Origin of the sequence: Streptomyces sp. NPDC101118 (assembly GCF_044759445.1) — a bacterium.
In the GTDB taxonomy this organism is placed as follows: domain Bacteria; phylum Actinomycetota; class Actinomycetes; order Streptomycetales; family Streptomycetaceae; genus Streptomyces.
Window position 1 is genome coordinate 307,550 of sequence record NZ_JBIVZG010000005.1, and the last position, 20,638, is coordinate 328,187.

The following is a 20,638-nucleotide window of genomic DNA, read 5'->3' on the forward strand; positions in this document are numbered from 1 at the left end:
GGCACCTCACCTCTGCTCAGGGGTTCAGGTAGACCCTCGGGACGCGCGCCCCGATCCTCGTCACGATCTCGTACGCGATGGTGCCGGCGGCCTGCGCCCAGTCCTCGGCCGTGGGCTCGCCCCCGTCGCCGGGGCCGAAGAGGACCGCCTCGTCGCCGGGGCCGACCGTGTCGGTGCCGAGGTCGACCACGAACTGGTCCATGGCCACCCGGCCGGCGGCCGTCCGCACCTTTCCTCCGACGAGGACCGGGCCCCGGCCCGAGGCGTGCCGCGGGATGCCGTCGGCGTACCCGGCGGGGATGAGCCCCAGGTTGGTGTCGTGCCCGGTGACGTAGTGGTGCCCGTAGCTCACGCCGTGGCCCGCGGGGACGGCCTTGACCAGGGCGACCGATGCCTTCAGCGACATGGCCGGGCGCAGGCCCAGCTGACGGGGGGTGCCCAGCTCGGGAGCGGGCGACACGCCGTACACGGCGAGGCCGGTGCGCACCAGGTCGAAGTGGGTCTCGGGGAGGGTCAGGGTCGCGGGGGAATTGGCGATGTGCCTCACCTCCGGCTCCAGGCCCTCCTTCTCCGCGTACTCGACCATGTCGCGGAAGAGCGCGAGCTGAGCGGCGATGGACGGGTGGCCGGGCTCGTCGGCACAGGCGAAGTGGGACCACAGGCCGGTGACCCGGATCGTCCCCTCGCTCTGGGCGGCGAGGGCCTCGCCGACCAGCTCGGCCCAGTCGGCGGGCTGGCAGCCGTTGCGCCCGAGCCCGGTGTCGGCCTTGAGCTGCACGCGCGCGGTACGCCCGGCCGAACGGGCGGCGGCCACGGCCTCCCGCAGCGCCCACATGCCGCTGACGGCCACGTCGATGTCCGCCTCGATCGCCTCGCGCCAGGGCCCCCCGGGGGTCCACAGCCAGCAGAGCGTCCGTGCGGTGATCCCGGCCTCACGCAGGGCCAGCGCCTCCTGCGGGGTCGCCGTCCCGAGCCACCCGGCCCCGGCCTCCAGCGCCGCGCGGGCGCAGGGCACGGCCCCGTGTCCGTAGGCGTCCGCCTTCACGACGGCCATCAGCTCGGCCCGGGGCGCCCGGTCGCGCAGCGCGCGCACGTTTCCCCGTACGGCAGCCAGGTCGATCTCGGCGCGGACGCGCGGCGGTGTCTCGTTCATCCCGCCCAGTCTCTCAGAACCCCCCGCCACCCTCCGCCCGGGCGCCGCGGGCGGGGGGCGTGTCCCGTGTGTGGTGGGGGGATGGTGGGGGTCGTGCCCGGCCCTGCGGCCGGGGGCCGTGGCCAACGGTGAGCCCGTGGACATGTCCTCTGGATTGCGCCTCCCCGAAGCGAGCCAAGCCTGCCCGGCAGTGCGCCTACAGGCCTTCATGCGCCTCCCCGTATTCCGTCCAGTAGCCGGCTCATGCGTTCAGAGAAGCGTGGTTGCTGATGGTGGGTGGCTGATGGAGGCTCCCGTGCGCCGGTGATCGCCCGCACCTATCGCGTGGGCGCACCTTCTGTGGCTGAGGTCCGAGACAGCAGCAACCATCGAAAACCGGTAGTCGTGAACACCAGCCATAGAAGGTGCGCCCAAACGAAACCGTGACGCGGTATCCGGTGCACGGGAGCCTCCATCAGCCCACCAGCCAGCCCAGCCACGCTCCTCTGAACGCATGAGCCGGCTACGGAAGGTCGGACGGGGAGGCGCATGAAGGCCTGTAGGCGCACTGCCGGTTAAAGCAGTGGGCATACCGGGAAGCGCACCCCAGAAGACATGTCCACGGGCCCACCGTTGACCACCGCCCCTGGCCGCCAGGCCAGGAACGGCCCGCACCATCCACCCCCTACAGCCGCCGCCCGACCTCCCGCCAAGCCCGCGGCAGCCCCTCCGCCACCTCGTGCGCCAGCACCGGCCCGCCCGAGGACGCGAGGCGGGCCGCCAGGCCGTGGAGGTGGGCGGCGACGGATGCGGCGTCCGGTGCCGTCAGCCCCGCGGCCAGCAGCGAGCCCGCCAGCCCGGACAGCACGTCACCACTCCCGGCGGTGGCCAGCCAGGGCGTACCCGTCGGGTTGACCCGCACCGGGCCCCCGGCCGGCCCCGCCACCAGGGTCGTGGAACCCTTCAGCAGCACGACCGCGCCGTACCGCCCCGCCAGCTCGCGCACCGCGGCCAGCCGGCCGGACTCGACCTCGTCCCGGGAGACGCCCAGCAGCGCCGCGGCCTCCCCCGCGTGCGGGGTCAGCAGCGTCGGCGCGGGCCGCGCGCGCACCGCATCCGGGTCGAGGCCCCGCAGCCCGTCCGCGTCCACGAGCACCGGCACGTCCGAGGCCAGCACCTCGCCCACGGCCGAACGGTCGTCCCCCAGGCCGGGACCCACGACCCAGGACTGGACCCGCCCGGCCTTCCCCGGAGCCCCGTCGTGGACCAGCGTCTCGGGATACCGGGCCAGCACCTCGTCGCCCGCGGGACCCACGTATCGGACCGCGCCCGCACCTCCGCGGAGCGCCCCGGCGACCGCCAGCACGGCCGCCCCCGGGTAGCGCGCGGACCCGGCGACGACGCCCACGACGCCCCGCCGGTACTTGTCGCTCGCGGCACCCGGCACGGGCAGCCGCCCGGCCACGTCCGCGTACTGCAGCGCCTCCAGCACCGGCGGCTCCCCGAGCTCCAGCCCGATCGGGACCAGCCGGACCGCACCCGCGCGGCCGGCCCCCGGGTCCACCAGCAGCCCGGGCTTCCAGGCCCCGAAGGTGACCGTGGCATCCGCGGTGACCGCGTCTCCGGCCACCTCCCCGGTGTCCGCGTCCACGCCGCTCGGCAGGTCCACGGCGACGACCAGCGCCCCCGCCTCCCGCGCCGCGGCCGCCTGCCGGGCCAGTTCCGCGGCGGCGGGCCGCAGACCGCCCCGGCCGCCGATCCCGAGCAGCCCGTCGACGACCAGGTCGACCCGTCCCTCAAGGCGCCCGGCAACCCGGCCGCCCGCGGCCCGCAGCGCCGCGAGCCCGCCCTCGTGAACGCGCTCGGGATCCATCGGCACCGCCACGACCCCGGCCCCCCGGTGGGCCAGCCGCGCACCGGCGTAGAGGGCGTCGCCCCCGTTGTCGCCGGGCCCGACCAGCAGGGCGACCCGCGCCCCGTACACCCGACCCAGCAGCCCGGCACACGCCGCGGCCAGCCCGGCCGCCGCACGCTGCATCAGGGCGCCCTCCGGCAGCCGGTCCATCAGCTCGCGCTCGGCGGCCCGTACGGTCTCCACGCTGTAAGCGGTACGCATGACCGCCAGCTTGGCACGCCGGGCCGCCCGCGCGGCCTACCTCAAGCGGTCACCAGCGCGAACGGCCACCCGCACGACCACCCCACCGCGAACGGACGCCCCCACCCCTACCCCTCCGCGATCACCACCGCGGAGGCCACGCCCGCGTCGTGGCTGAGCGAGATGTGCCAGGACCGCACCCCGAGCGCGGCCGCCCGCGCCGCGACGGTGCCGGACACCCGCAGCCGCGGCTGGCCGGTGTCCTCGACGTACACCTCGGCATCCGTCCACAGCAGTCCCGGCGGCGCGCCGAGGGCCTTGGCCAGTGCCTCCTTCGCCGCGAAGCGGGCGGCGAGCGAGGCGATGCCGCGCCGCTCGCCGCTGGGCAGCAGCAGCTCCCGGTCGATGAAGAGGCGCTTGGCCATGCCGGGCGTACGCGCCAGCGCCTCCTCGAACCGGGAGATCTCGGCGACGTCGATCCCCACCCCGATGATCACGACCCCGACCTCACTCCACCGTCACCGACTTGGCCAGGTTCCGCGGCTGGTCCACCTCGTTGCCGCGGGCCGTGGCCAGCTCGCAGGCGAAGACCTGCAGCGGGACCGTCGCCACCAGCGGCTGGAGCAGCGTGGGCGTGGCCGGGATGCGCACGAGGTGGTCGGCGTACGGGACCACCGCCTCGTCGCCCACTTCGGCGATCACGATGGTGCGCGCCCCGCGGGCCCGGATCTCCTGGATGTTGGAGACGATCTTGTCGTGCAGCACCGAGCGGCCGCGCGGCGAGGGCACCACCACGACGACCGGCAGGTCCTCCTCGATCAGCGCGATGGGCCCGTGCTTGAGCTCGCCCGCCGCGAAGCCCTCGGCGTGCATGTACGCGAGTTCCTTGAGCTTGAGCGCGCCCTCCAGGGCCACCGGGTAGCCGACGTGCCGGCCCAGGAAGAGGACGGTGTTCTTGTCGGCGAGGGAGCGCGCGAGCTCCCGTACCGGCTCCATGGTCTCCAGCACCTGCTCCACGGCCCCGGAGATGGCGGACAGTTCGCGGATGACTGCCTGGATCTCGTCGCCCCACTTGGTGCCGCGCACCTGTCCCAGGTACAGCGCCACCAGGTAACAGGCCACCACCTGGGTCAGGAAGGCCTTGGTCGAGGCGACGGCCACCTCGGGTCCGGCGTGGGTGTAGAGGACGGCGTCCGACTCCCGCGGGATGGTCGAGCCGTTGGTGTTGCAGATGGCCAGCACCTTGGCGCCCTGCTCGCGGGCGTGGCGCAGGGCCATCAGGGTGTCCATGGTCTCGCCGGACTGCGAGATGGCGATGACCAGCGTGCGCTGGTCGAGGATCGGGTCGCGGTAGCGGAACTCGCTGGCCAGCTCCGTCTCGCAGGGGATCCGCGTCCAGTGCTCGATGGCCAGCTTGGCGATCATGCCCGCGTGGTAGGCCGTGCCGCACGCGATGATGACGACCTTGTCGACCTCCCGCAGCTCGGAGTCGGGGATCCGCACCTCGTCGAGGGAGAGGGTGCCGCTGGCGTCGATCCGCCCGAGCAGGGTGTCGGCGACGGCCTTGGGCTGCTCGGCGATCTCCTTGAGCATGAAGTAGTCGTAGCCGCCCTTCTCGGCGGCCGAGGCGTCCCAGTCCACGTGGTACGCGCGGACCTCGGCGGGCGCGCCGTCGAAGCCGGTGACCGTTACGCCCTCGCGGCGCAGCTCGACGACCTGGTCCTGGCCGAGTTCGATGGCCGAACGGGTGTGGGCGATGAAGGCGGCGACGTCCGAGGCGAGGAAGGACTCGCCCTCGCCGATGCCCACCACCAGCGGGGAGTTGCGCCGCGCGCCGACCACGACGTCCGGCTCGTCGGCGTGCACGGCGACGAGGGTGAAGGCTCCCTCCAGGCGCCGGCAGACGTGCCGCATGGCCTCGGCGAGGTCCCCGGTGGAGGAGAACTGCTCGGCGAGCAGGTGGGAGACCACCTCGGTGTCGGTCTCGGAGGTGAGCTTGTGGCCGCGTTCGGCCAGCTCGTCGCGCAGCGCGGCGAAGTTCTCGATGATGCCGTTGTGTACGACGGCCACGCGCCCCGAATTGTCGAGGTGGGGGTGGGCGTTGGTGTCCGTGGGGCCGCCGTGGGTGGCCCAGCGGGTGTGTCCGATGCCGGTGGACCCGGTCGGCAGCGGCCTGCTGACCAGTTCCTTCTCCAGGTTGACGAGCTTGCCCGCCTTCTTGGCGGCGGCCAGGCCGCCGTCGGCGAGCACGGCGACCCCGGCCGAGTCGTAACCCCGGTATTCGAGCCGCTTGAGTCCTGCGATGACGACTTCGAGCGCGGACTGCGCTCCTACGTAACCGACGATTCCGCACATGCGCCGCAGCCTATGCGCTCGCGGCGGGCTGCCGAAGAAGCGAAACCCCGCCCGGGCGACGGCCCGGGCGGGGCGGGTTGACGCGGAGCGGCTCGGGAAGCGGCTCGGGATGGGGCTCGGGATGGGGCTCGGGAAGCCGCTCGGGAAGCGGCTCGGGAAGCGGCTGGAAGCCGCTCGGCACCGCACTCGGCGAGCCGTCACCGCGTCGCGCGGAGTCCGGCTCAGGCGAGCTTCTTCTCCTGGGCGTCGATCACCTTGATGGGGAGCTCCTCGACGGAGCCGCCCAGGCTGAAGGTGTAGAAGCTGGCGAGCGTGTTGCCCTGGCGCATGAGGCCGAGGTTGAACTTGGCCTCATCGCCGCCGCCCATGTCCATGGTGAAGGACCAGGAGGTGGCCTCCTCGCCGGCGGCCAGCGTCATCGGCGTGGCAGCCGTGATCTTCGTGGTCTCGCCGTCCTGGGTGACGGTGAAGCCGCTCATGCACTCGGCCCCGGAGTTCTTGACGGTGTTCAGGGCCTCGGACGCCCCGTCACCCTCGTACGAACCGAGCAGCACGCGGGTGGCGGGCGACTTCAGGGCGTTCAGCCCGGCCAGCGCCTTCTCCTCCGGGCTCTGCTTCTTGCCCGAGTCCTTCGGCGTGAGCACGGCCATCCGCACGGCCTGGCCCGCGGGCGTGGCGATGGTGCCGCCGATCGCGTCGGCGAACGGCTGGCAGGCGGCCTTGTCGGCCTTGGCGGAGCCGGCGGCGGCGACCGGCTTGGCCTTGGCGTCGGCCTTCACCGTGTAGTCCGGCACGTCGGCCTGCTCGACGAGCAGCTTCTCCAGCTCGGCGGTGGACAGGGCCTTGGCGGCCGGGGCGCTGCTCTGGGCGCCCTTGTCCCCCGCCGGCGCCTCCTTCTTCGCGTCCGGCTTGTCGGAACCGCAGGCGGTCACGAGCAGGGCCAGGGAGGCGGCGGTGACGGCTACGGCGGTACGGCGGATGACGGTGCGCATGAACCCATCTCTCATGAAGTCTGGAAATCCCCCCCGCGCGGCGTTCATCGCGTCCCACGCGGACCGAACGATGATCTTCGATCCACCCGCGCCCCGCTCCCGAATTACGGCGGCTCCCCACAATCGTGACCATCGCGTCACAGCACGTCCGCAGGATCGGTACATCCAGTCGTACAACCCTCCAGGTCCAGTGACCGAGCCCACCACCCACGAGGGCCCCGCAGCGCAGACAATGAGGGTGTGATCACTTCGCCGCCACGAAGCACGCCCCGCCGGGCCGAGGGCTCGCCCTACGTCGACCTCACCCGCGACGAGTGGAGCGCCCTGCGCGAGCGCACCCCCCTTCCCCTGACCGCGGACGAGGTCGAGCGGCTGCGGGGCCTCGGGGACGTCATCGACCTCGACGAGGTACGGGACGTCTACCTGCCGCTCTCGCGCCTGCTCAACCTGTACGTGGGCGCGACCAGCAACCTGCGCGGCGCGCTGAACACCTTCCTGGGCGACGCGGGCAACGGCCACGGCGCCCAGCAGGGCACCCCGTTCGTCATAGGCGTGGCCGGTTCCGTCGCGGTCGGCAAGTCCACCGTGGCCCGTCTGCTCCAGGCCCTGCTCGCCCGCTGGCCGGAGCACCCGCGCGTCGAGCTGGTCACCACCGACGGCTTCCTGTACCCGATGAAGGAGCTCCAGGAGCGCGGCCTGACCTCGCGCAAGGGCTTCCCGGAGTCGTACGACCGGCGTGCCCTGACGCGCTTCGTCGCCGACATCAAGGCGGGCAGGGAAGAGGTCACCGCGCCCGTCTACTCGCACCTGATCTACGACATCGTGCCGGGCGAGCGCCTGGTGGTCCGCCGCCCGGACATCCTGATCGTCGAGGGCCTCAACGTGCTCCAGCCGGCCCTGCCCGGCAAGGACGGACGGACCCGGGTGGGCCTCGCCGACTTCTTCGACTTCAGCGTGTACGTGGACGCGCGCCCCGAGGACATCGAGCGCTGGTACCTCAACCGCTTCCGCAAGCTCCGCGAGACCGCCTTCCAGAACCCCTTCTCCTACTTCCGGAAGTACACGCAGGTCTCGGAGGAAGAGGCGATGGACTACGCGCGCACGATGTGGCGCACCATCAACCGGCCCAACCTGCTGGAGAACGTGGCCCCCACCCGCGGCCGGGCCAACCTGATCATCCGCAAGGGCCCGGACCACAAGGTGCAGCGGCTGAGCCTGCGCAAGCTGTAGTCAGCCCATAGGGTGCGGCCATGCTGCACCTGAGGATGATCACCCCGCCGGACCGGACCGAGGCCGTGGTCGCCGTCGTCGAGCGGACCGTCGGCACCACCCACGTGGTGGTCCTGCCCGGAGCCGCCCGCGACCCGCAGGGCGACCTGGTGCTCTGCGACGTGGCCCGCGAGGCGGGTGACGAGCTGCTGCACGGGCTGCGCGAACTCGGCATCCACGAGGACGGCTCGATCGCGGTGGAGAACATCGACATCTCGCTGTCGACCCGGGCCGACGCCGCGGAGGAGGAGGCTCCGGGCGAGGCCGCGGACGCGGTGCTGTGGGAGGAGCTGACCGAGGCGACCCACGAGGAGTCCACCCTCACCATCACCTACGCGGCCTTCATGATCCTCGCGACCATGATCGCGGCCTGTGGTGTGGTGCTCGACAACGCCGTCCTCATCGTGGGCGCGATGGCGGTCGGCCCGGAGTTCGGCCCGCTGGCCGGCATCTGCACCGGCATCGTGCAGCGCGTGCCCCGGGCGGTCGGCCGCTCGCTGTTGGCCCTGGTGGTCGGCTTCACGTCGGCGATCATCGCGACCACCGTCTTCAGCCTGGTCATGGACGCGCTCGGCCTGTTCGACGAGGGCATGCTGGAGAACCCGCGGCCGAACACCAGCTTCATCTGGCAGCCGGACCCGTTCTCGTTCGTGGTGGCCCTGCTCGCCGGCACCGCAGGAGTGCTCTCCCTGACCTCCGCCAAGTCCGGGGCCCTGGTCGGCGTGGCCATCTCCGTGACCACCGTCCCGGCGGCCGCCAACGCGGCCGTCGCGCTCAGCTACGGCGACTTCGGCCAGATGTGGGGCTCGGGCGTGCAGCTGGCGCTGAACCTGGGCGGGATCGTGCTGGCCGGCCTGCTGACCCTGTACGCCCAGAAACTGCTCTGGCGCACCCAGCGGGGCCGCTGGGTGCGCCAGAGCAGGTGAGCCGGGCCGGTTGACCGGCACGGACCAGCCGGATTCCCCTAGCCGAGCGCCGACTTCACGGCGTCCGCGAGGCGGCCGGCCACGGAGCGGGCCTGCTCCAGGTCGGCGGCCTCGACCATCACCCGTACGAGCGGCTCGGTGCCGGAGGGGCGCAGCAGCACCCGGCCGGTGGAACCCAGCTCGCGCTCGGCCTCGCCCACGGCGGTGGCCAGCTCGGCGGAGGTCGACACCTTGGACTTGTCGACGTCCTTGACGTTGATCAGCACCTGCGGCAGCCGGTTCATGACCCCGGCCAGCTCGGCGAGGGACTTGCCGGTCGCGGCGACCCGGGCGGCCAGCATGAGGCCCGTCAGGGTGCCGTCGCCGGTGGTGGCGTGGTCGAGGACGATCACGTGGCCGGACTGCTCGCCGCCGAGCGCGTAGCCGTGCTCCTTCATCGACTCCAGCACGTAGCGGTCGCCGACACCGGTCTCCACGAAGCGGATGCCCTCGCGCTCCATCGCCAGCTTGAAGCCGAGGTTGGACATCACGGTGGCGACCACGGTGTTCTGGCGCAGCCCGCCGGCCTCGCGCATGGCGAGGGCCAGCACGGCGAGGATCTGGTCGCCGTCGACCTCGTTGCCCTCGCCGTCCACGGCCAGGCAGCGGTCTGCGTCGCCGTCGTGCGCGATGCCGAGGTCGGCGCCGTGCTCGACGACGGCGCGCTTGAGCAGGTCCAGGTGGGTGGAGCCGCAGCCGTCGTTGATGTTCAGGCCGTCCGGCTCCGCACCGATCGTGACGATCTCGGCCCCGGCCCGGGTGAAGGCCTCGGGCGAGACGCGGGCGGCAGCACCGTGCGCCTCGTCCAGGACCACCTTCAGGCCGTCGAGGCGGTTGGGGAGCACGCCGATCAGGTGGGCGACGTACTTGTCGAAGCCCTCGTCGTAGTCGGTGACGCGGCCGACGCCGGCACCGGTGGGGCGCTCCCACGGGGCCCCGGTGCGGTGCTCCTCGTACACGGACTCGATCCGGTCCTCCAGCTCGTCGGCGAGCTTGTGGCCGCCGCGGGCGAAGAACTTGATCCCGTTGTCGGGCATGGCGTTGTGGCTGGCGGAGAGCATCACGCCGAGGTCGGCACCCAGCGCACCGGTGAGATACGCCACGGCCGGGGTGGGCAGCACACCGACGCGCAGGACGTCCACGCCTGCGCTCGCGAGACCGGCCACGACGGCCGCCTCAAGGAACTCTCCGGACGCCCGCGGGTCGCGGCCGACCACGGCCGTCGGCCGGTGGCCCTCGAACGTGCCCGCTTCGCCGAGCACGTGGGCGGCCGCCACGGAGAGGCCGAGCGCGAGCTCAGCCGTCAGATCCGCGTTGGCGACACCACGTACGCCGTCCGTACCGAAGAGTCGTCCCACTGTGTCCTCCGAGATCGCGCTGAAAGGTCCGTTTGTTATCAGATATACGTCGCTTGTGGCGGTAAACGAACCGCCCCGGCAGCACAGGTTGTGTGCCGCCGGGGCGGAATCGTGCAGAGCAGCAGGCGGAGATTAGCGCTTGCTGTACTGCGGGGCCTTACGGGCCTTCTTGAGACCGGCCTTCTTGCGCTCGACCGCACGGTCGTCGCGGGAGAGGAAGCCGGCCTTCTTCAGCGGGCCGCGGTTGTTCTCGACGTCGGCCTCGTTCAGGGCACGGGCAACGCCGAGGCGCAGGGCGCCGGCCTGGCCGGAGACGCCGCCACCCGCGATGCGGGCGATGACGTCGTAGCGGCCGTCGAGCTCGAGCACCTTGAAGGGCTCGTTGACTTCCTGCTGGTGCACCTTGTTGGGGAAGTAGTCCTCAAGGGTGCGACCGTTGATCTTCCACTTGCCGGTGCCCGGGACGATCCGGACGCGGGCGATGGCGTTCTTGCGACGGCCCAGGCCGGCAGCCGGCTGCGGGTCGCCGAAGCGCGAGGCCAGGGACTCGGAGGTGTAGTCACCCTCCGGAACCTCGGACTCGAAGGTGGTAACAGCGTCGTAGGTCTCGTCGCCCTCAAGCGGGGTCTCGACGGTGGTCTCGGCCACGATTCTCCTCAGAATTCTCTACGTCTTAGGGGGTGGCCGGAACTACTGCGCGACCTGGGTGATCTCGAACGGCACCGGCTGCTGGGCAGCGTGGGGGTGCTGGTCGCCCGAGTAGACCTTCAGCTTCGAGAGCATCTGACGGCCCAGGGAGTTCTTCGGGAGCATGCCCTTGACGGCCTTCTCGACGGCCTTCTCCGGGTTGTTCGCCAGCAGGTCGTCGTAGCGGACGCTGCGGAGACCGCCCGGGTAGCCGGAGTGGCGGTAGGCCATCTTCTGCGCGGCCTTGTTGCCGGACAGGTGGACCTTGTCGGCGTTGACGATGATCACGAAGTCGCCCATGTCCATGTGAGGCGCATAGGTCGGCTTGTGCTTGCCGCGCAGGAGGGCAGCGGCCTGGGTCGCCAGACGGCCGAGGACGACGTCCTGGGCGTCGATGACGAGCCACTGGCGCGAGATGTCGCCGGGCTTGGGGCTGAACGTACGCACGCGTATGCCTTCGCTTCTTCAGTGGTGGGTCGTCCCCTGGGGCGCTAGCCCCGCGAGACGGGTCCTGACAGGGTCACCACGGACGATCACGACAGCCCTCGTTCGCATCGGGGACGCAACCCGTACGAACGGTTTGAACTGCTGGTCATCGGTCCGGTGGACCGGCGTAAGGACCTATCACGTGAGAATGAGACAGCCCATACGCATAACAAACCAGCAGGATACCCATGAGGACCCATTCGGGTCAAAACGCGGTCCGCGATGCCGGTGGAACTGGCGTCGCGGCGCACTCCGGTTCGGTCCTGGGTGGGGACCCCGCAGTTGTTACGGGCTCCAGAGTAACCCGACGCGGGCGCAGCGCACGACCGGCCAGCAGACCGGCGAGCGAGCAGAGGGCCGCCATGTCCCGGAACGCCCGGTTCTTGTTCTCGAACTCCGAGGGCCACGGAAGGCCCGCCGTCTGGGGCACCAGGGCCAGCCAGAACCAAGGGGAACGCGGCATCGAGCCGTCCCGGACCCCCGAGGCCAGCAGCAGCGGGAGCACCACCAGGAGGTAGTGGTCGAAGGACGGCCGCGAGACCAGGAATGCGGCGAGCATCACCATGCAGGCCGTCTCCACCAGCCGCTCGGGCCCCTCGTCCGCGCGCCGCCAGCGCCGCCACGCGCACCAGAGCCCCGCGGCCGCCATCAGCCCGGCGACCGCCACCGCCGCCGGCTGGGGCACACCCAGCCGCGGCAGGACCGCGACCGGCGAGGCGTCCCAGGGCAGCGCGAAGGAGTCCTGGCCCCGGAGCAGGAAGGGCAGCGTCCTGGTGAAGAACAGCGAGGGCCGCGGCATCAGGACCGCGCCCAGCAGCGAGGCCCCCAGCGGCACCAGCACCACGGCGGCCAGCCCGCGCCACCGCCGGGCGAAGACGAAGAGCAGCCCCACCGGCACCAGCATCGGCTTCGCCGCGATCGCCACGCCGACGATCAGCCCGGCCCGCACCCAGCGGCCCCGGTGCGCGGCCAGCAGGGCCAGCGGCAGCGCCGCGGCGGAGAGGCAGGTCCAGTTCCCCAGCTGCACCAGGTTGGCGTACGGCTTGTAGGCGGCCGCCGGCACCGCGAGGCCCAGCACCCCGAACCGGCTGCGCAGCGGCACCGAGAAGATCCGCAGCGCCGCCCACCAGCCGACGGCCAACAGCGCCGACGTCCCCAGCGGGACCAGGACCCGCTGGACGCCCACCGGCAGCAGCGCCTCCGGCACGGCCATCAGCACCGCGCTCGGGAAGTACAGGAAGCGCTTGTCGGCGTACGGGGACCTGCCGTCCAGCAGCGCGTCGGCCGCCCGGACCACGAAGGCGTTGTCCATGCCCCCGTCGGCGGCGCGCACCGAGGCGGACACCGCCACGGCCAGCACCACGCCCGCCGCCGCGATCTGCAGGATCCCCGGGGCGCGCCCGAGCAGCCACGCCCCGAAGGCGCCCTCGCCTCTCCCGACCCAGCGCATGGGTCAGAGACTAGGGCGCCCGGGGATCACCTCTTGCGCTCGACGCGGCGCTCGTCCCAGACGGGCTCGGTGGTCTCCCGGACCACCCCGTCCGAACCGAAGACCAGGTAGCGGTCGAAGGACTTCGCGAACCAGCGGTCGTGCGTCACGCACAGCACCGTGCCCTCGTACGCCTCCAGGCCGTCCTGGAGCGCCTCGGCGGACTCCAGGTCCAGGTTGTCCGTCGGCTCGTCCAGCAGGAGCGCCGTCGTGCCCGACAGCTCCAGCAGCAGGATCTGGAAGCGCGCCTGCTGGCCGCCCGACAGCCGGTCGAAGACCTGGTCGCCCTGGCGCTCCAGCTCGTACCGCCGCAGCACCGACATCGCGCCGCCCCGGTCCTTGGCGTGCTCCGTCCACAGGATGTCGACGAGCGTGCGCCCGAACAGCTCCGGGTGCGCGTGCGTCTGCGCGAAGTGCCCGGGCACCACCCGCGCGCCCAGCTTCCAGACGCCCTCGTGCGGCACGGGCCGCTCGGTGTCCCCGGCCAGCAGGCGCAGGAAGTGCGACTTGCCCGAACCGTTCGAGCCCAGCACCGCGACCCGCTCGCCGTAGAAGACCTCCAGGTCGAAGGGCTTCATCAGGCCGGTCAGCTCAAGCTTCTCGCAGGTCAGCGCCCGTACGCCGGTACGCCCGCCCTTGAGCCGCATGGTGATCTCCTGCTCGCGCGGCGGCTCGGGCGGCGGTCCAGCCTCCTCGAACTTCCGCAGCCGTGTCTGGGCGGCCGCGTACCGCGAGGCCATCTCGTGGGAGACCGCGGCCGCCTGCCGCAGCGTGACGACCAGCTTCTTCAGCTGCGCGTGCTTCTCCTCCCAGCGCCGCTTCAGCTCCTCGAAGCGGGCGAAGCGCTCCTTGCGCGCTTCGTGGAAGGTGTCGAAGCCGGCACCGTGCACCCACACGTCCGAGCCGTCCAGGCCCGGCTCCACGCTGATGATCTTCTCCGCGGCCCGGGACAGCAGCTCCCGGTCGTGGGAGACGAACAGCACCGTCTTGCGGGTCGCCTTGAGCTGGTCCTCCAGCCACCGCTTGCCCGGCACGTCGAGGTAGTTGTCCGGCTCGTCGAGCAGCAGCACCTCGTCGGGACCGCGCAGCAGCGCCTCCAGCACAAGCCGCTTCTGCTCACCGCCCGAGAGGGTCCGCACCTCGCGGAACTGCGCCTTCTCGTACGGCACCCCGAGCGCGGCCATGGTGCACACGTCCCAGAGGGTCTCCGCCTCGTAGCCCTGGACGTCCGCCCAGTCGCTGAGCGCCTGCGCGTACTTCATCTGCGCGGCCTCGTCGTCGACCGTCATGATCAGGTGCTCGGCCTCGTCCACGGCCTTCGCGGCCGTGCGGATCCGCGGCTGCGCGACCGACACCAGCAGGTCCCGCACCGTCGTCTCGTCCCGTACCGACCCCACGAACTGCGACATCACGCCGAGCCCGCCGCTGACCGTCACGGCACCGCCGTGCGGCTGCAGGTCCCCGGAGATCAGCTTCAGCAGTGTCGTCTTGCCCGCGCCGTTCGCGCCGACCAGGGCCACCACGGAGCCCTCACCGACACGGAACGAGGCGTCCGACAGCAGCACCCGCCCGTCCGGCAGGTAGTACTCCAGGTGCCCGGCTTCCAGATGTCCCATGCCCGCATTCTGACCGGCCCCGGGGCAGGTGCCCAACCCGTTATCCGGAGGCCCCCGGGACACCCCCTAGGATGCGCGCCATGAGCATTGGGGAGGGGCAGGTTCCGGGGCGGGTCTCCGCCGGCCCGGACTGGGACGCACTGGCCGACGCGCACGCCGCGGGCCGGCGCCGCAGGAAGCGGCTGATGTGGGGCGGCGGGGTCCTCGCGGCCGCCGCGGTGGCCGCGGTCGTGGCGGCCCTGGTCGTCACCGGAGGCACGCCCGAGGACGGGGCCGACGCCAAGGGGGGACCCAGCGGCGCGCCGACGCAGAAGCACGACCCGGCGGCGGACGCCATGCCCGACTTCGCCGACACCTCGGACACGCCGGACCCGCTCGCGTACCTCTCGGACGCCCGCAAGGACACCGCCCCGCTCCGGGCCGGCCTGCTCTTCGGCACCAAGGACGTCAAGGTCGGCGACCACCGGTACGACCTGAGCGACGGCGACACCACGCCCGACTGCACCAAGCGGGTCGAACCGGCCCTCGGCGCCGTGCTCCGCAAGCAGGGCTGCACGCTCTTCATGCGCGCCGGCTACTCCCGCGACGACGCCCAGGTCACCGTGGGTGTCGCCGTCTTCCCCACCGCGGCGCAGGCCACGGCGGCCAAGGCCGGGGTCAGCGGCGGGGTGACCGCGCTGCCGGCATCGGCGGCGAAGCCGTTCTGCGCGGCCGGCACGGTCTGCCGGCGCACGGCGAACTCGTACGGCCGCTACCTGTACCTGACCCTGACCGGGCTCACCGGCAACAAGGACGCCTCGGAAGGCGACCAGACCGTCGTCGGCACCGGCGACGACCTGGCCGAGTACACCTTCCAGCGCATCGTGCACCGCGGCCGGGCCGCGGCGGAGGCCGCCGAGAAGAAGGGCTGACGCCCCCGCCCGGCGGCCGTACGCACGGCCCGCCGGGCCCTCAGCAGCAGCCGGGCGCCCCCGGCAGCGTCCGTACGTTGCGCGCCTCGCGGCTGCGGGCGGCCAGCTGGTCGTCCGCCGGGTAGCCGACCTCCTCCAGCGTCAGCCCGTGGGGCTTCACGACGTGCACGGACGAGTCCCGGACCCCGGCGGCCAGCACCTTCCCGGGCCACTCCACCGGCCGGTGCCCGTCGCCGACGTGCAGCAGCGCGCCCACCAGCGAGCGCACCATGTTGTGGCAGAAGGCGTCCGCACGGACGGTCGCCGTGACGATGCCCTCGGCATCCCGCTCCCAGCTCAGCTTCTGGAGCGTGCGGATCGTGGTGGCTCCCTCGCGCTTCTTGCAGTACGCGGCGAAGTCGTGCTCGCCGAGCAGCGCCTGCGCGGCCTCGTTCATCGCGTCGACGTCGAGCGGCCAGTCGTGCCAGAGCACGTGTCCGCGGCGCAGCGGGTCCACGCCGCCCTTGTGGTCGCCCACGCGGTAGGCGTACCGGCGCCAGATGGCCGAGAAGCGGGCGTTGAACCCCGCGGGGGCCTCCGCCACCCGCCACACCCGCACGTCGTGCGGCAGCCGCCCGGCGAGCCGCCTCAGCAGCTTGTCGGAGTGCTCGGCCCACACCTCCCCCGGCAGGTCGAGGTGCGCCACCTGGCCGCGCGCGTGCACGCCGGCGTCCGTACGGCCGGCCACCGTCAGGTCGACCGGCTCGGCCAGCCGCATCACCGTCTGCAGGGCCGACTCCAGCTCGCCCTGCACGGTCCGCCGCGCCGTCTGCTTCGCCCAGCCGGAGAACTCCTTGCCGTCGTACGACAGGTCCAGCCGCACCCGGACGAAACCGGGCTCCACCTCGTCACTCACGCGACAGATCCTCTCAGAAACTCGCAAAAGCAGAACGGGCCCGCCCCGGAGGGGGCGGGCCCGTTCAGAGCCGTCCATGAAGGCGATCCGAGGATCAGGCCTCCGTGGTCTCCTCGGCGGCGGCCTCGGACTTGGCCTCGGCCTCCTTCACCGCACGCTTGGTCGCGGCCTCGGCCTCACCGGTGGCCTGCTGGGCCACGGTCAGGGCCTCGACCAGCTCGATGACCGCCATCGGGGCGTTGTCGCCACGACGGTTGCCGATCTTGGTGATGCGGGTGTAACCACCGGGGCGGTTCTCGTACCGCGGAGCGATCTCGGTGAAGAGCGTGTGGACGACGCCCTTGTCCGTGATCGTCTGCAGGACCAGGCGACGGTTGTGGATGTCGCCCTTCTTCGCCTTGGTGATCAGACGCTCGGCGACCGGACGCAGGCGGCGGGCCTTGGCCTCGGTCGTGGTGATGCGACCGTGCTCGAAGAGCGACTTCGCCAGGTTGGCGAGGAGCAGCTTCTCGTGCGCGGCGCTGCCGCCCAGACGGGCACCCTTGGCGGGACGCGGCATGGTGTTTCTCCTTGTGTGCTGCACCGGCCGTGTCAGGTACCGGTGTCAGTCCCCACCCGCTCTTGCGGGCAGGGTGCACGGGGGGCTTGCGCCCCCCGCGAGCCTTACGGGTACTGCTTAGTACTGCTCGGTCTCGACGAAACCGGCGTCCGCGTCGTCGTCGGCGCCGAAGGCGTCGGCCGCGGCGGTCGGGTCGAACCCGGGCGGGCTGTCCTTGAGGGCCAGGCCCATGCCGGCCAGCTTCGCCTTGACCTCGTCGATCGACTTCGCACCGAAGTTGCGGATGTCGAGCAGGTCGGCCTCGGAGCGGGCGACGAGCTCACCCACGGAGTGGATGCCCTCGCGCTTGAGGCAGTTGTACGACCGAACGGTGAGCTCCAGCTCCTCGATCGGCAGCGCCAGGTCGGCGGCCAGGGCGGCGTCCGTCGGGGACGGGCCCATGTCGATGCCCTCGGCGTCGATGTTGAGCTCGCGGGCCAGACCGAACAGCTCGACCAGGGTCTTGCCGGCGGACGCCATGGCGTCGCGCGGGCGCATGGCCTGCTTGGTCTCGACGTCGACGATGAGCTTGTCGAAGTCGGTGCGCTGCTCGACTCGGGTCGCCTCGACCTTGTAGGTGACCTTGAGGACCGGGCTGTAGATGGAGTCGACCGGGATGCGGCCGATCTCCTGGCCCAGCTGCTTGTTCTGGACGGCGGAGACGTAACCGCGGCCGCGCTCGACCGTCAGCTCCATCTCCAGCTTGCCCTTGCCGTTCAGCGTGGCGAGGACGAGGTCCGGGTTGTGCACCTCGACACCGGCCGGGGGCGCGATGTCGGCAGCGGTGACCAGACCGGGGCCCTGCTTGCGCAGGTACATCACGACCGGCTCGTCGTGCTCCGAGGAGACGACCAGCTGCTTGATGTTGAGGATGAGGTCGGTCACGTCCTCCTTGACGCCCGGCACGGTGGTGAACTCGTGCAGGACACCGTCGATGCGGATGCTGGTGACAGCGGCACCCGGGATCGAGGACAGGAGGGTACGGCGCAGGGAGTTGCCGAGGGTGTAGCCGAAGCCCGGCTCCAGCGGCTCGATCACGAACCGCGAGCGGTACTCGTCGACGACCTCTTCGGTCAGCGAAGGACGCTGAGCGATAAGCATGTCTGTGTTCCTTCAGTCGTGGACGCCCACTATTTGACGCCCGACGGTGCTGTACGGGGTACAGCGGTACTAGCAAGGGTACGGGCGGCACGGCCCCCGGAGGGGACGTACCGCCCGAAACCTCAGCTCAGTGCGTCGAAACGCGCTGCGGTGACCCGGCAGGGGTCAGACGCGGCGGCGCTTCGGCGGACGGCAGCCGTTGTGCGGGGTGGGGGTGACGTCCTGGATCGAACCGACCTCGAGGCCCGTGGCCTGGAGGGAGCGGATCGCGGTCTCACGGCCGGAGCCGGGACCCTTGACGAAGACGTCGACCTTGCGCATGCCGTGCTCCTGCGCGCGGCGGGCGGCCGACTCGGCGGCCATCTGCGCGGCGAAGGGGGTGGACTTGCGCGAGCCCTTGAAGCCGACGTGGCCGGCGGAGGCCCAGGAGATCACGTTGCCGGTCGGGTCCGTGATGGACACGATCGTGTTGTTGAACGTGCTCTTGATGTGCGCGTGGCCGTGAGCGACGTTCTTCTTTTCCTTGCGGCGCACCTTCTTGGCAGCGCCCTGACGACCCTTGGGGGGCATCTCTTACTCCTACAGGGAGGTGGTCGGTCCTACAGCGCAAGACCGCTGGAAAGCGTGTCCGCTGAGGACTACTTCTTGCCCGGCTTCTTCTTACCGGCGATGGCGCGACGCGGGCCCTTGCGGGTACGGGCGTTCGTGCTGGTGCGCTGACCGTGCACGGGCAGGCCACGACGGTGGCGGATGCCCTGGTAGCACTGGATCTCGATCTTGCGGCGGATGTCGCCCTGGATCTCGCGGCGGAGGTCACCCTCGGTGCGGAGGTTGGCGTCCACGTACTCGCGGATCTTGACGAGGTCCTCTTCGGCCAGGTCACGAACGCGGGTGTTCGGGTTCACGCCGGTGGAGGCGAGGATCTCCTTGGACCGGGTGCGCCCGATACCGAAGACGTAGGTGAGTGCGATCTCCACACGCTTTTCGCGCGGGATGTCAACACCGGAAACGCGTGCCACTAATGGCTCCTGTGTGTTCGGGGGTCTTCAGCAGAGCCGATCCCGACCGCCGTACGAGGTACGAATCGGGTCCCCGGCCCCCGCCGGAGGTGCCGTCAGCCGTGAACACGGCCGGACGGGCTCTGCGTATGTACGTATTGCTTGCGTCGCGCGAAGAACTGCGAAGTTGCAGGTCGGTCGGCGTGCGTCAGCCCTGGCGCTGCTTGTGGCGCAGGTTGTCGCAGATGACCATGACCCGGCCGTGACGGCGGATCACCTTGCACTTGTCGCAGATCTTCTTGACGCTCGGCTTGACCTTCATGGGATGTGAGGTTCTCCGGGTCAGTGCCACCACCCCGCGGGAGCGGACGCTCGCGCGGGACTGCGACAAGATCTACTTGTACCGGTAGACGATCCGGCCACGCGTCAGGTCGTAGGGAGAGAGCTCCACCACGACCCGGTCGTCCGGGAGGATACGGATGTAGTGCATCCGCATCTTGCCGGAGATGTGCGCGAGGACCTTGTGACCGTTCTGGAGCTCCACCTTGAACATGGCGTTCGGGAGGGACTCGATCACGGTGCCCTCGATTTCGATGGCACCTTGCTTCTTGGCCACGCTTCGCCTTTCGAATCGGCTACCTTGATCAGCTCCTCGCGCGCATGAAGACATGCGGGTGCAAAGGAGCCGACGAGTCAGTCTACGTCAGGGCACCCAGAAAGACGAATCCGGAAAGTCTGCCCTACAGCGTAGATCATTAAGCGAGCGGGTCCGGCGCCGTCGTGATGCCGTACTCCGCGAGCTTCGCCTTGCCGCAGTCCGGGGAGGTCAGGACGATCGGGCCCTGCTCGGTGAGGGCGACCGAGTGCTCCCAGTGGGAGGACCAGGTGCCGTCCGTGGTGATGACCGTCCAGTCGTCCGCCAGCACCTCGGTCTCGGCGGTGCCCAGCGAGACCATCGGCTCGATCGCGAGGCAGACGCCCGGGACCAGCTTGATCCCCTTGCCGCGCTTGCGGGAGACGTAGTTCAGCAGGTGCGGGTCCATGTGCATTTCGGAACCGATGCCGTGGCCGCCGTAGTCCTCGATGATCCCGTACCGGCCGAGGCTGTGGTCGCCGGAGGCGGGACGCGGCTGCCGCTTGATGTAGGACTCGATCGCCTTCGAGATGTCCACCAGCCGGTTGCCCAGCTTCATCGCGGCGATGCCGGCCCACATCGACTCCTCGGTCACCCGGGAGAGCTCCAGCAGCTCCGGCGCGTGACCGGTGCCCACGAAGCACGTGAAGGCCGCGTCGCCGTGCCAGCCGTCGATGATGGCGCCGGCGTCGACGGAGATGATGTCGCCGTCCTTGAGCACCGTCTTCTCGTCCGGGATGCCGTGGACGACGACCTCGTTGACCGAGGTGCAGATGGTCGCGGGGAAGCCGCCGTACCCGAGGAAGTTCGACTTCGCGCCGTGGTCGGCGATCACCTTGCGGGCGACCTCGTCCAGATCCTTGGTGGTGGCGCCGGGCACGGCCGCCTCACGGGTCGCCGCGTGGATGGCGGCGACGACCAGCCCCGCCTCGCGCATCTTCGCGATCTGCTCCGGGGTCTTGATCTGGACCATGCCCTCTTGCCTTCCGGTGTACGGGTTCTCGGTGTCTCTGCTCAACAGTACGGCCGCGGCGTCCAGGGGACACCGCGGCCGTAC

Annotated in this window: 21 protein-coding genes; 3 read left to right on the top strand and 18 right to left on the bottom strand. The window is 71.3% G+C overall.

Annotated features, from left to right (window positions below; all coding sequences use genetic code 11):
• Window positions 1–16: 16 nt before the first annotated feature.
• From alr to ACIQUQ_RS12530, 5 genes are all read right to left on the bottom strand, one after another.
• Window positions 17–1,153 (bottom strand): alanine racemase, encoded by a 1,137-nt coding sequence (gene alr / locus ACIQUQ_RS12510; protein WP_403974451.1) that lies wholly within the window; start codon window positions 1,151–1,153, stop codon window positions 17–19.
• Window positions 1,154–1,817: 664 nt separating this feature from the next.
• Window positions 1,818–3,248: an NAD(P)H-hydrate dehydratase gene (locus tag ACIQUQ_RS12515; RefSeq protein WP_403974454.1), complete on the bottom strand. Its 1,431-nt coding sequence runs from the start codon at window positions 3,246–3,248 to the stop codon at window positions 1,818–1,820.
• 107 nt (window positions 3,249–3,355) lie between these two features.
• Window positions 3,356–3,724, bottom strand: a complete 369-nt coding sequence (locus ACIQUQ_RS12520; protein WP_403974456.1) for a holo-ACP synthase — start codon at window positions 3,722–3,724, stop codon at window positions 3,356–3,358.
• A gap of 10 nt (window positions 3,725–3,734) precedes the next feature.
• The gene (glmS, locus tag ACIQUQ_RS12525; RefSeq protein ID WP_403974458.1) at window positions 3,735–5,582 is read right to left on the bottom strand and encodes a glutamine--fructose-6-phosphate transaminase (isomerizing); all 1,848 of its coding nucleotides are present in this window, start codon (window positions 5,580–5,582) and stop codon (window positions 3,735–3,737) included.
• Window positions 5,583–5,803: 221 nt separating this feature from the next.
• The gene (locus ACIQUQ_RS12530; RefSeq protein ID WP_403974461.1) at window positions 5,804–6,574 is read right to left on the bottom strand and encodes a hypothetical protein; all 771 of its coding nucleotides are present in this window, start codon (window positions 6,572–6,574) and stop codon (window positions 5,804–5,806) included.
• A gap of 240 nt (window positions 6,575–6,814) precedes the next feature.
• On the opposite strand from ACIQUQ_RS12530, the gene coaA reads away from it, so the two are divergent.
• Both coaA and ACIQUQ_RS12540 read left to right on the top strand, forming a co-directional pair.
• Window positions 6,815–7,804 carry a type I pantothenate kinase gene (coaA, locus tag ACIQUQ_RS12535; protein ID WP_403974463.1) on the top strand — a complete coding sequence of 330 codons (990 nt, stop codon included), beginning with the start codon at window positions 6,815–6,817 and terminating at the stop codon, window positions 7,802–7,804.
• A 20-nt stretch (window positions 7,805–7,824) separates the two neighbouring features.
• Window positions 7,825–8,769 (top strand): DUF389 domain-containing protein, encoded by a 945-nt coding sequence (locus ACIQUQ_RS12540; RefSeq protein ID WP_403974465.1) that lies wholly within the window; start codon window positions 7,825–7,827, stop codon window positions 8,767–8,769.
• Window positions 8,770–8,807: 38 nt separating this feature from the next.
• On the opposite strand, the gene glmM is transcribed toward ACIQUQ_RS12540, so the two are convergent.
• The 5 genes from glmM to ACIQUQ_RS12565 all read right to left on the bottom strand — a co-directional run bounded on the left by glmM (window position 8,808) and on the right by ACIQUQ_RS12565 (window position 14,444).
• Window positions 8,808–10,166 (bottom strand): phosphoglucosamine mutase, encoded by a 1,359-nt coding sequence (gene glmM / locus ACIQUQ_RS12545; RefSeq protein ID WP_403974468.1) that lies wholly within the window; start codon window positions 10,164–10,166, stop codon window positions 8,808–8,810.
• Between the two features lie 132 nt (window positions 10,167–10,298).
• Window positions 10,299–10,814, bottom strand: coding sequence for a 30S ribosomal protein S9 (rpsI, locus tag ACIQUQ_RS12550; protein WP_403663451.1), 516 nt, complete (start codon window positions 10,812–10,814; stop codon window positions 10,299–10,301).
• A 42-nt stretch (window positions 10,815–10,856) separates the two neighbouring features.
• The gene (gene rplM / locus ACIQUQ_RS12555) at window positions 10,857–11,300 is read right to left on the bottom strand and encodes a 50S ribosomal protein L13 (protein WP_399946068.1); all 444 of its coding nucleotides are present in this window, start codon (window positions 11,298–11,300) and stop codon (window positions 10,857–10,859) included.
• Window positions 11,301–11,544: 244 nt separating this feature from the next.
• On the bottom strand, window positions 11,545–12,789 hold the full coding sequence (locus ACIQUQ_RS12560) for a glycosyltransferase family 87 protein (RefSeq protein ID WP_403974470.1): 1,245 nt from the start codon (window positions 12,787–12,789) through the stop codon (window positions 11,545–11,547).
• A gap of 26 nt (window positions 12,790–12,815) precedes the next feature.
• Window positions 12,816–14,444: an ABC-F family ATP-binding cassette domain-containing protein gene (locus tag ACIQUQ_RS12565; protein ID WP_399946064.1), complete on the bottom strand. Its 1,629-nt coding sequence runs from the start codon at window positions 14,442–14,444 to the stop codon at window positions 12,816–12,818.
• A gap of 80 nt (window positions 14,445–14,524) precedes the next feature.
• Here ACIQUQ_RS12565 and ACIQUQ_RS12570 point away from each other — a divergent pair, with 80 nt between their 5' ends.
• Window positions 14,525–15,355, top strand: coding sequence for a hypothetical protein (locus ACIQUQ_RS12570; RefSeq protein ID WP_403974472.1), 831 nt, complete (start codon window positions 14,525–14,527; stop codon window positions 15,353–15,355).
• 40 nt (window positions 15,356–15,395) lie between these two features.
• Here ACIQUQ_RS12570 and truA read toward each other — a convergent pair whose 3' ends face one another.
• The 8 genes from truA to map form a co-directional block, all read right to left on the bottom strand.
• On the bottom strand, window positions 15,396–16,250 hold the full coding sequence (gene truA / locus ACIQUQ_RS12575; protein ID WP_403974474.1) for a tRNA pseudouridine(38-40) synthase TruA: 855 nt from the start codon (window positions 16,248–16,250) through the stop codon (window positions 15,396–15,398).
• Between the two features lie 94 nt (window positions 16,251–16,344).
• Window positions 16,345–16,809, bottom strand: coding sequence for a 50S ribosomal protein L17 (gene rplQ, locus ACIQUQ_RS12580; protein ID WP_399946055.1), 465 nt, complete (start codon window positions 16,807–16,809; stop codon window positions 16,345–16,347).
• 117 nt (window positions 16,810–16,926) lie between these two features.
• On the bottom strand, window positions 16,927–17,949 hold the full coding sequence (locus ACIQUQ_RS12585) for a DNA-directed RNA polymerase subunit alpha (RefSeq protein WP_010473911.1): 1,023 nt from the start codon (window positions 17,947–17,949) through the stop codon (window positions 16,927–16,929).
• Window positions 17,950–18,114: 165 nt separating this feature from the next.
• Window positions 18,115–18,519 carry a 30S ribosomal protein S11 gene (gene rpsK / locus ACIQUQ_RS12590; protein WP_003948617.1) on the bottom strand — a complete coding sequence of 135 codons (405 nt, stop codon included), beginning with the start codon at window positions 18,517–18,519 and terminating at the stop codon, window positions 18,115–18,117.
• A 68-nt stretch (window positions 18,520–18,587) separates the two neighbouring features.
• Window positions 18,588–18,968: a 30S ribosomal protein S13 gene (gene rpsM, locus ACIQUQ_RS12595; RefSeq protein WP_007265919.1), complete on the bottom strand. Its 381-nt coding sequence runs from the start codon at window positions 18,966–18,968 to the stop codon at window positions 18,588–18,590.
• Between the two features lie 187 nt (window positions 18,969–19,155).
• Complete coding sequence (gene rpmJ, locus ACIQUQ_RS12600; protein ID WP_003956441.1) at window positions 19,156–19,269, bottom strand: 50S ribosomal protein L36; 114 nt, start codon at window positions 19,267–19,269, stop codon at window positions 19,156–19,158.
• Between the two features lie 72 nt (window positions 19,270–19,341).
• Window positions 19,342–19,563 (bottom strand): translation initiation factor IF-1, encoded by a 222-nt coding sequence (gene infA / locus ACIQUQ_RS12605; protein WP_003956442.1) that lies wholly within the window; start codon window positions 19,561–19,563, stop codon window positions 19,342–19,344.
• Between the two features lie 139 nt (window positions 19,564–19,702).
• On the bottom strand, window positions 19,703–20,554 hold the full coding sequence (map, locus tag ACIQUQ_RS12610; RefSeq protein WP_403974477.1) for a type I methionyl aminopeptidase: 852 nt from the start codon (window positions 20,552–20,554) through the stop codon (window positions 19,703–19,705).
• Between the last annotated feature and the right edge of the window lie 84 nt (window positions 20,555–20,638).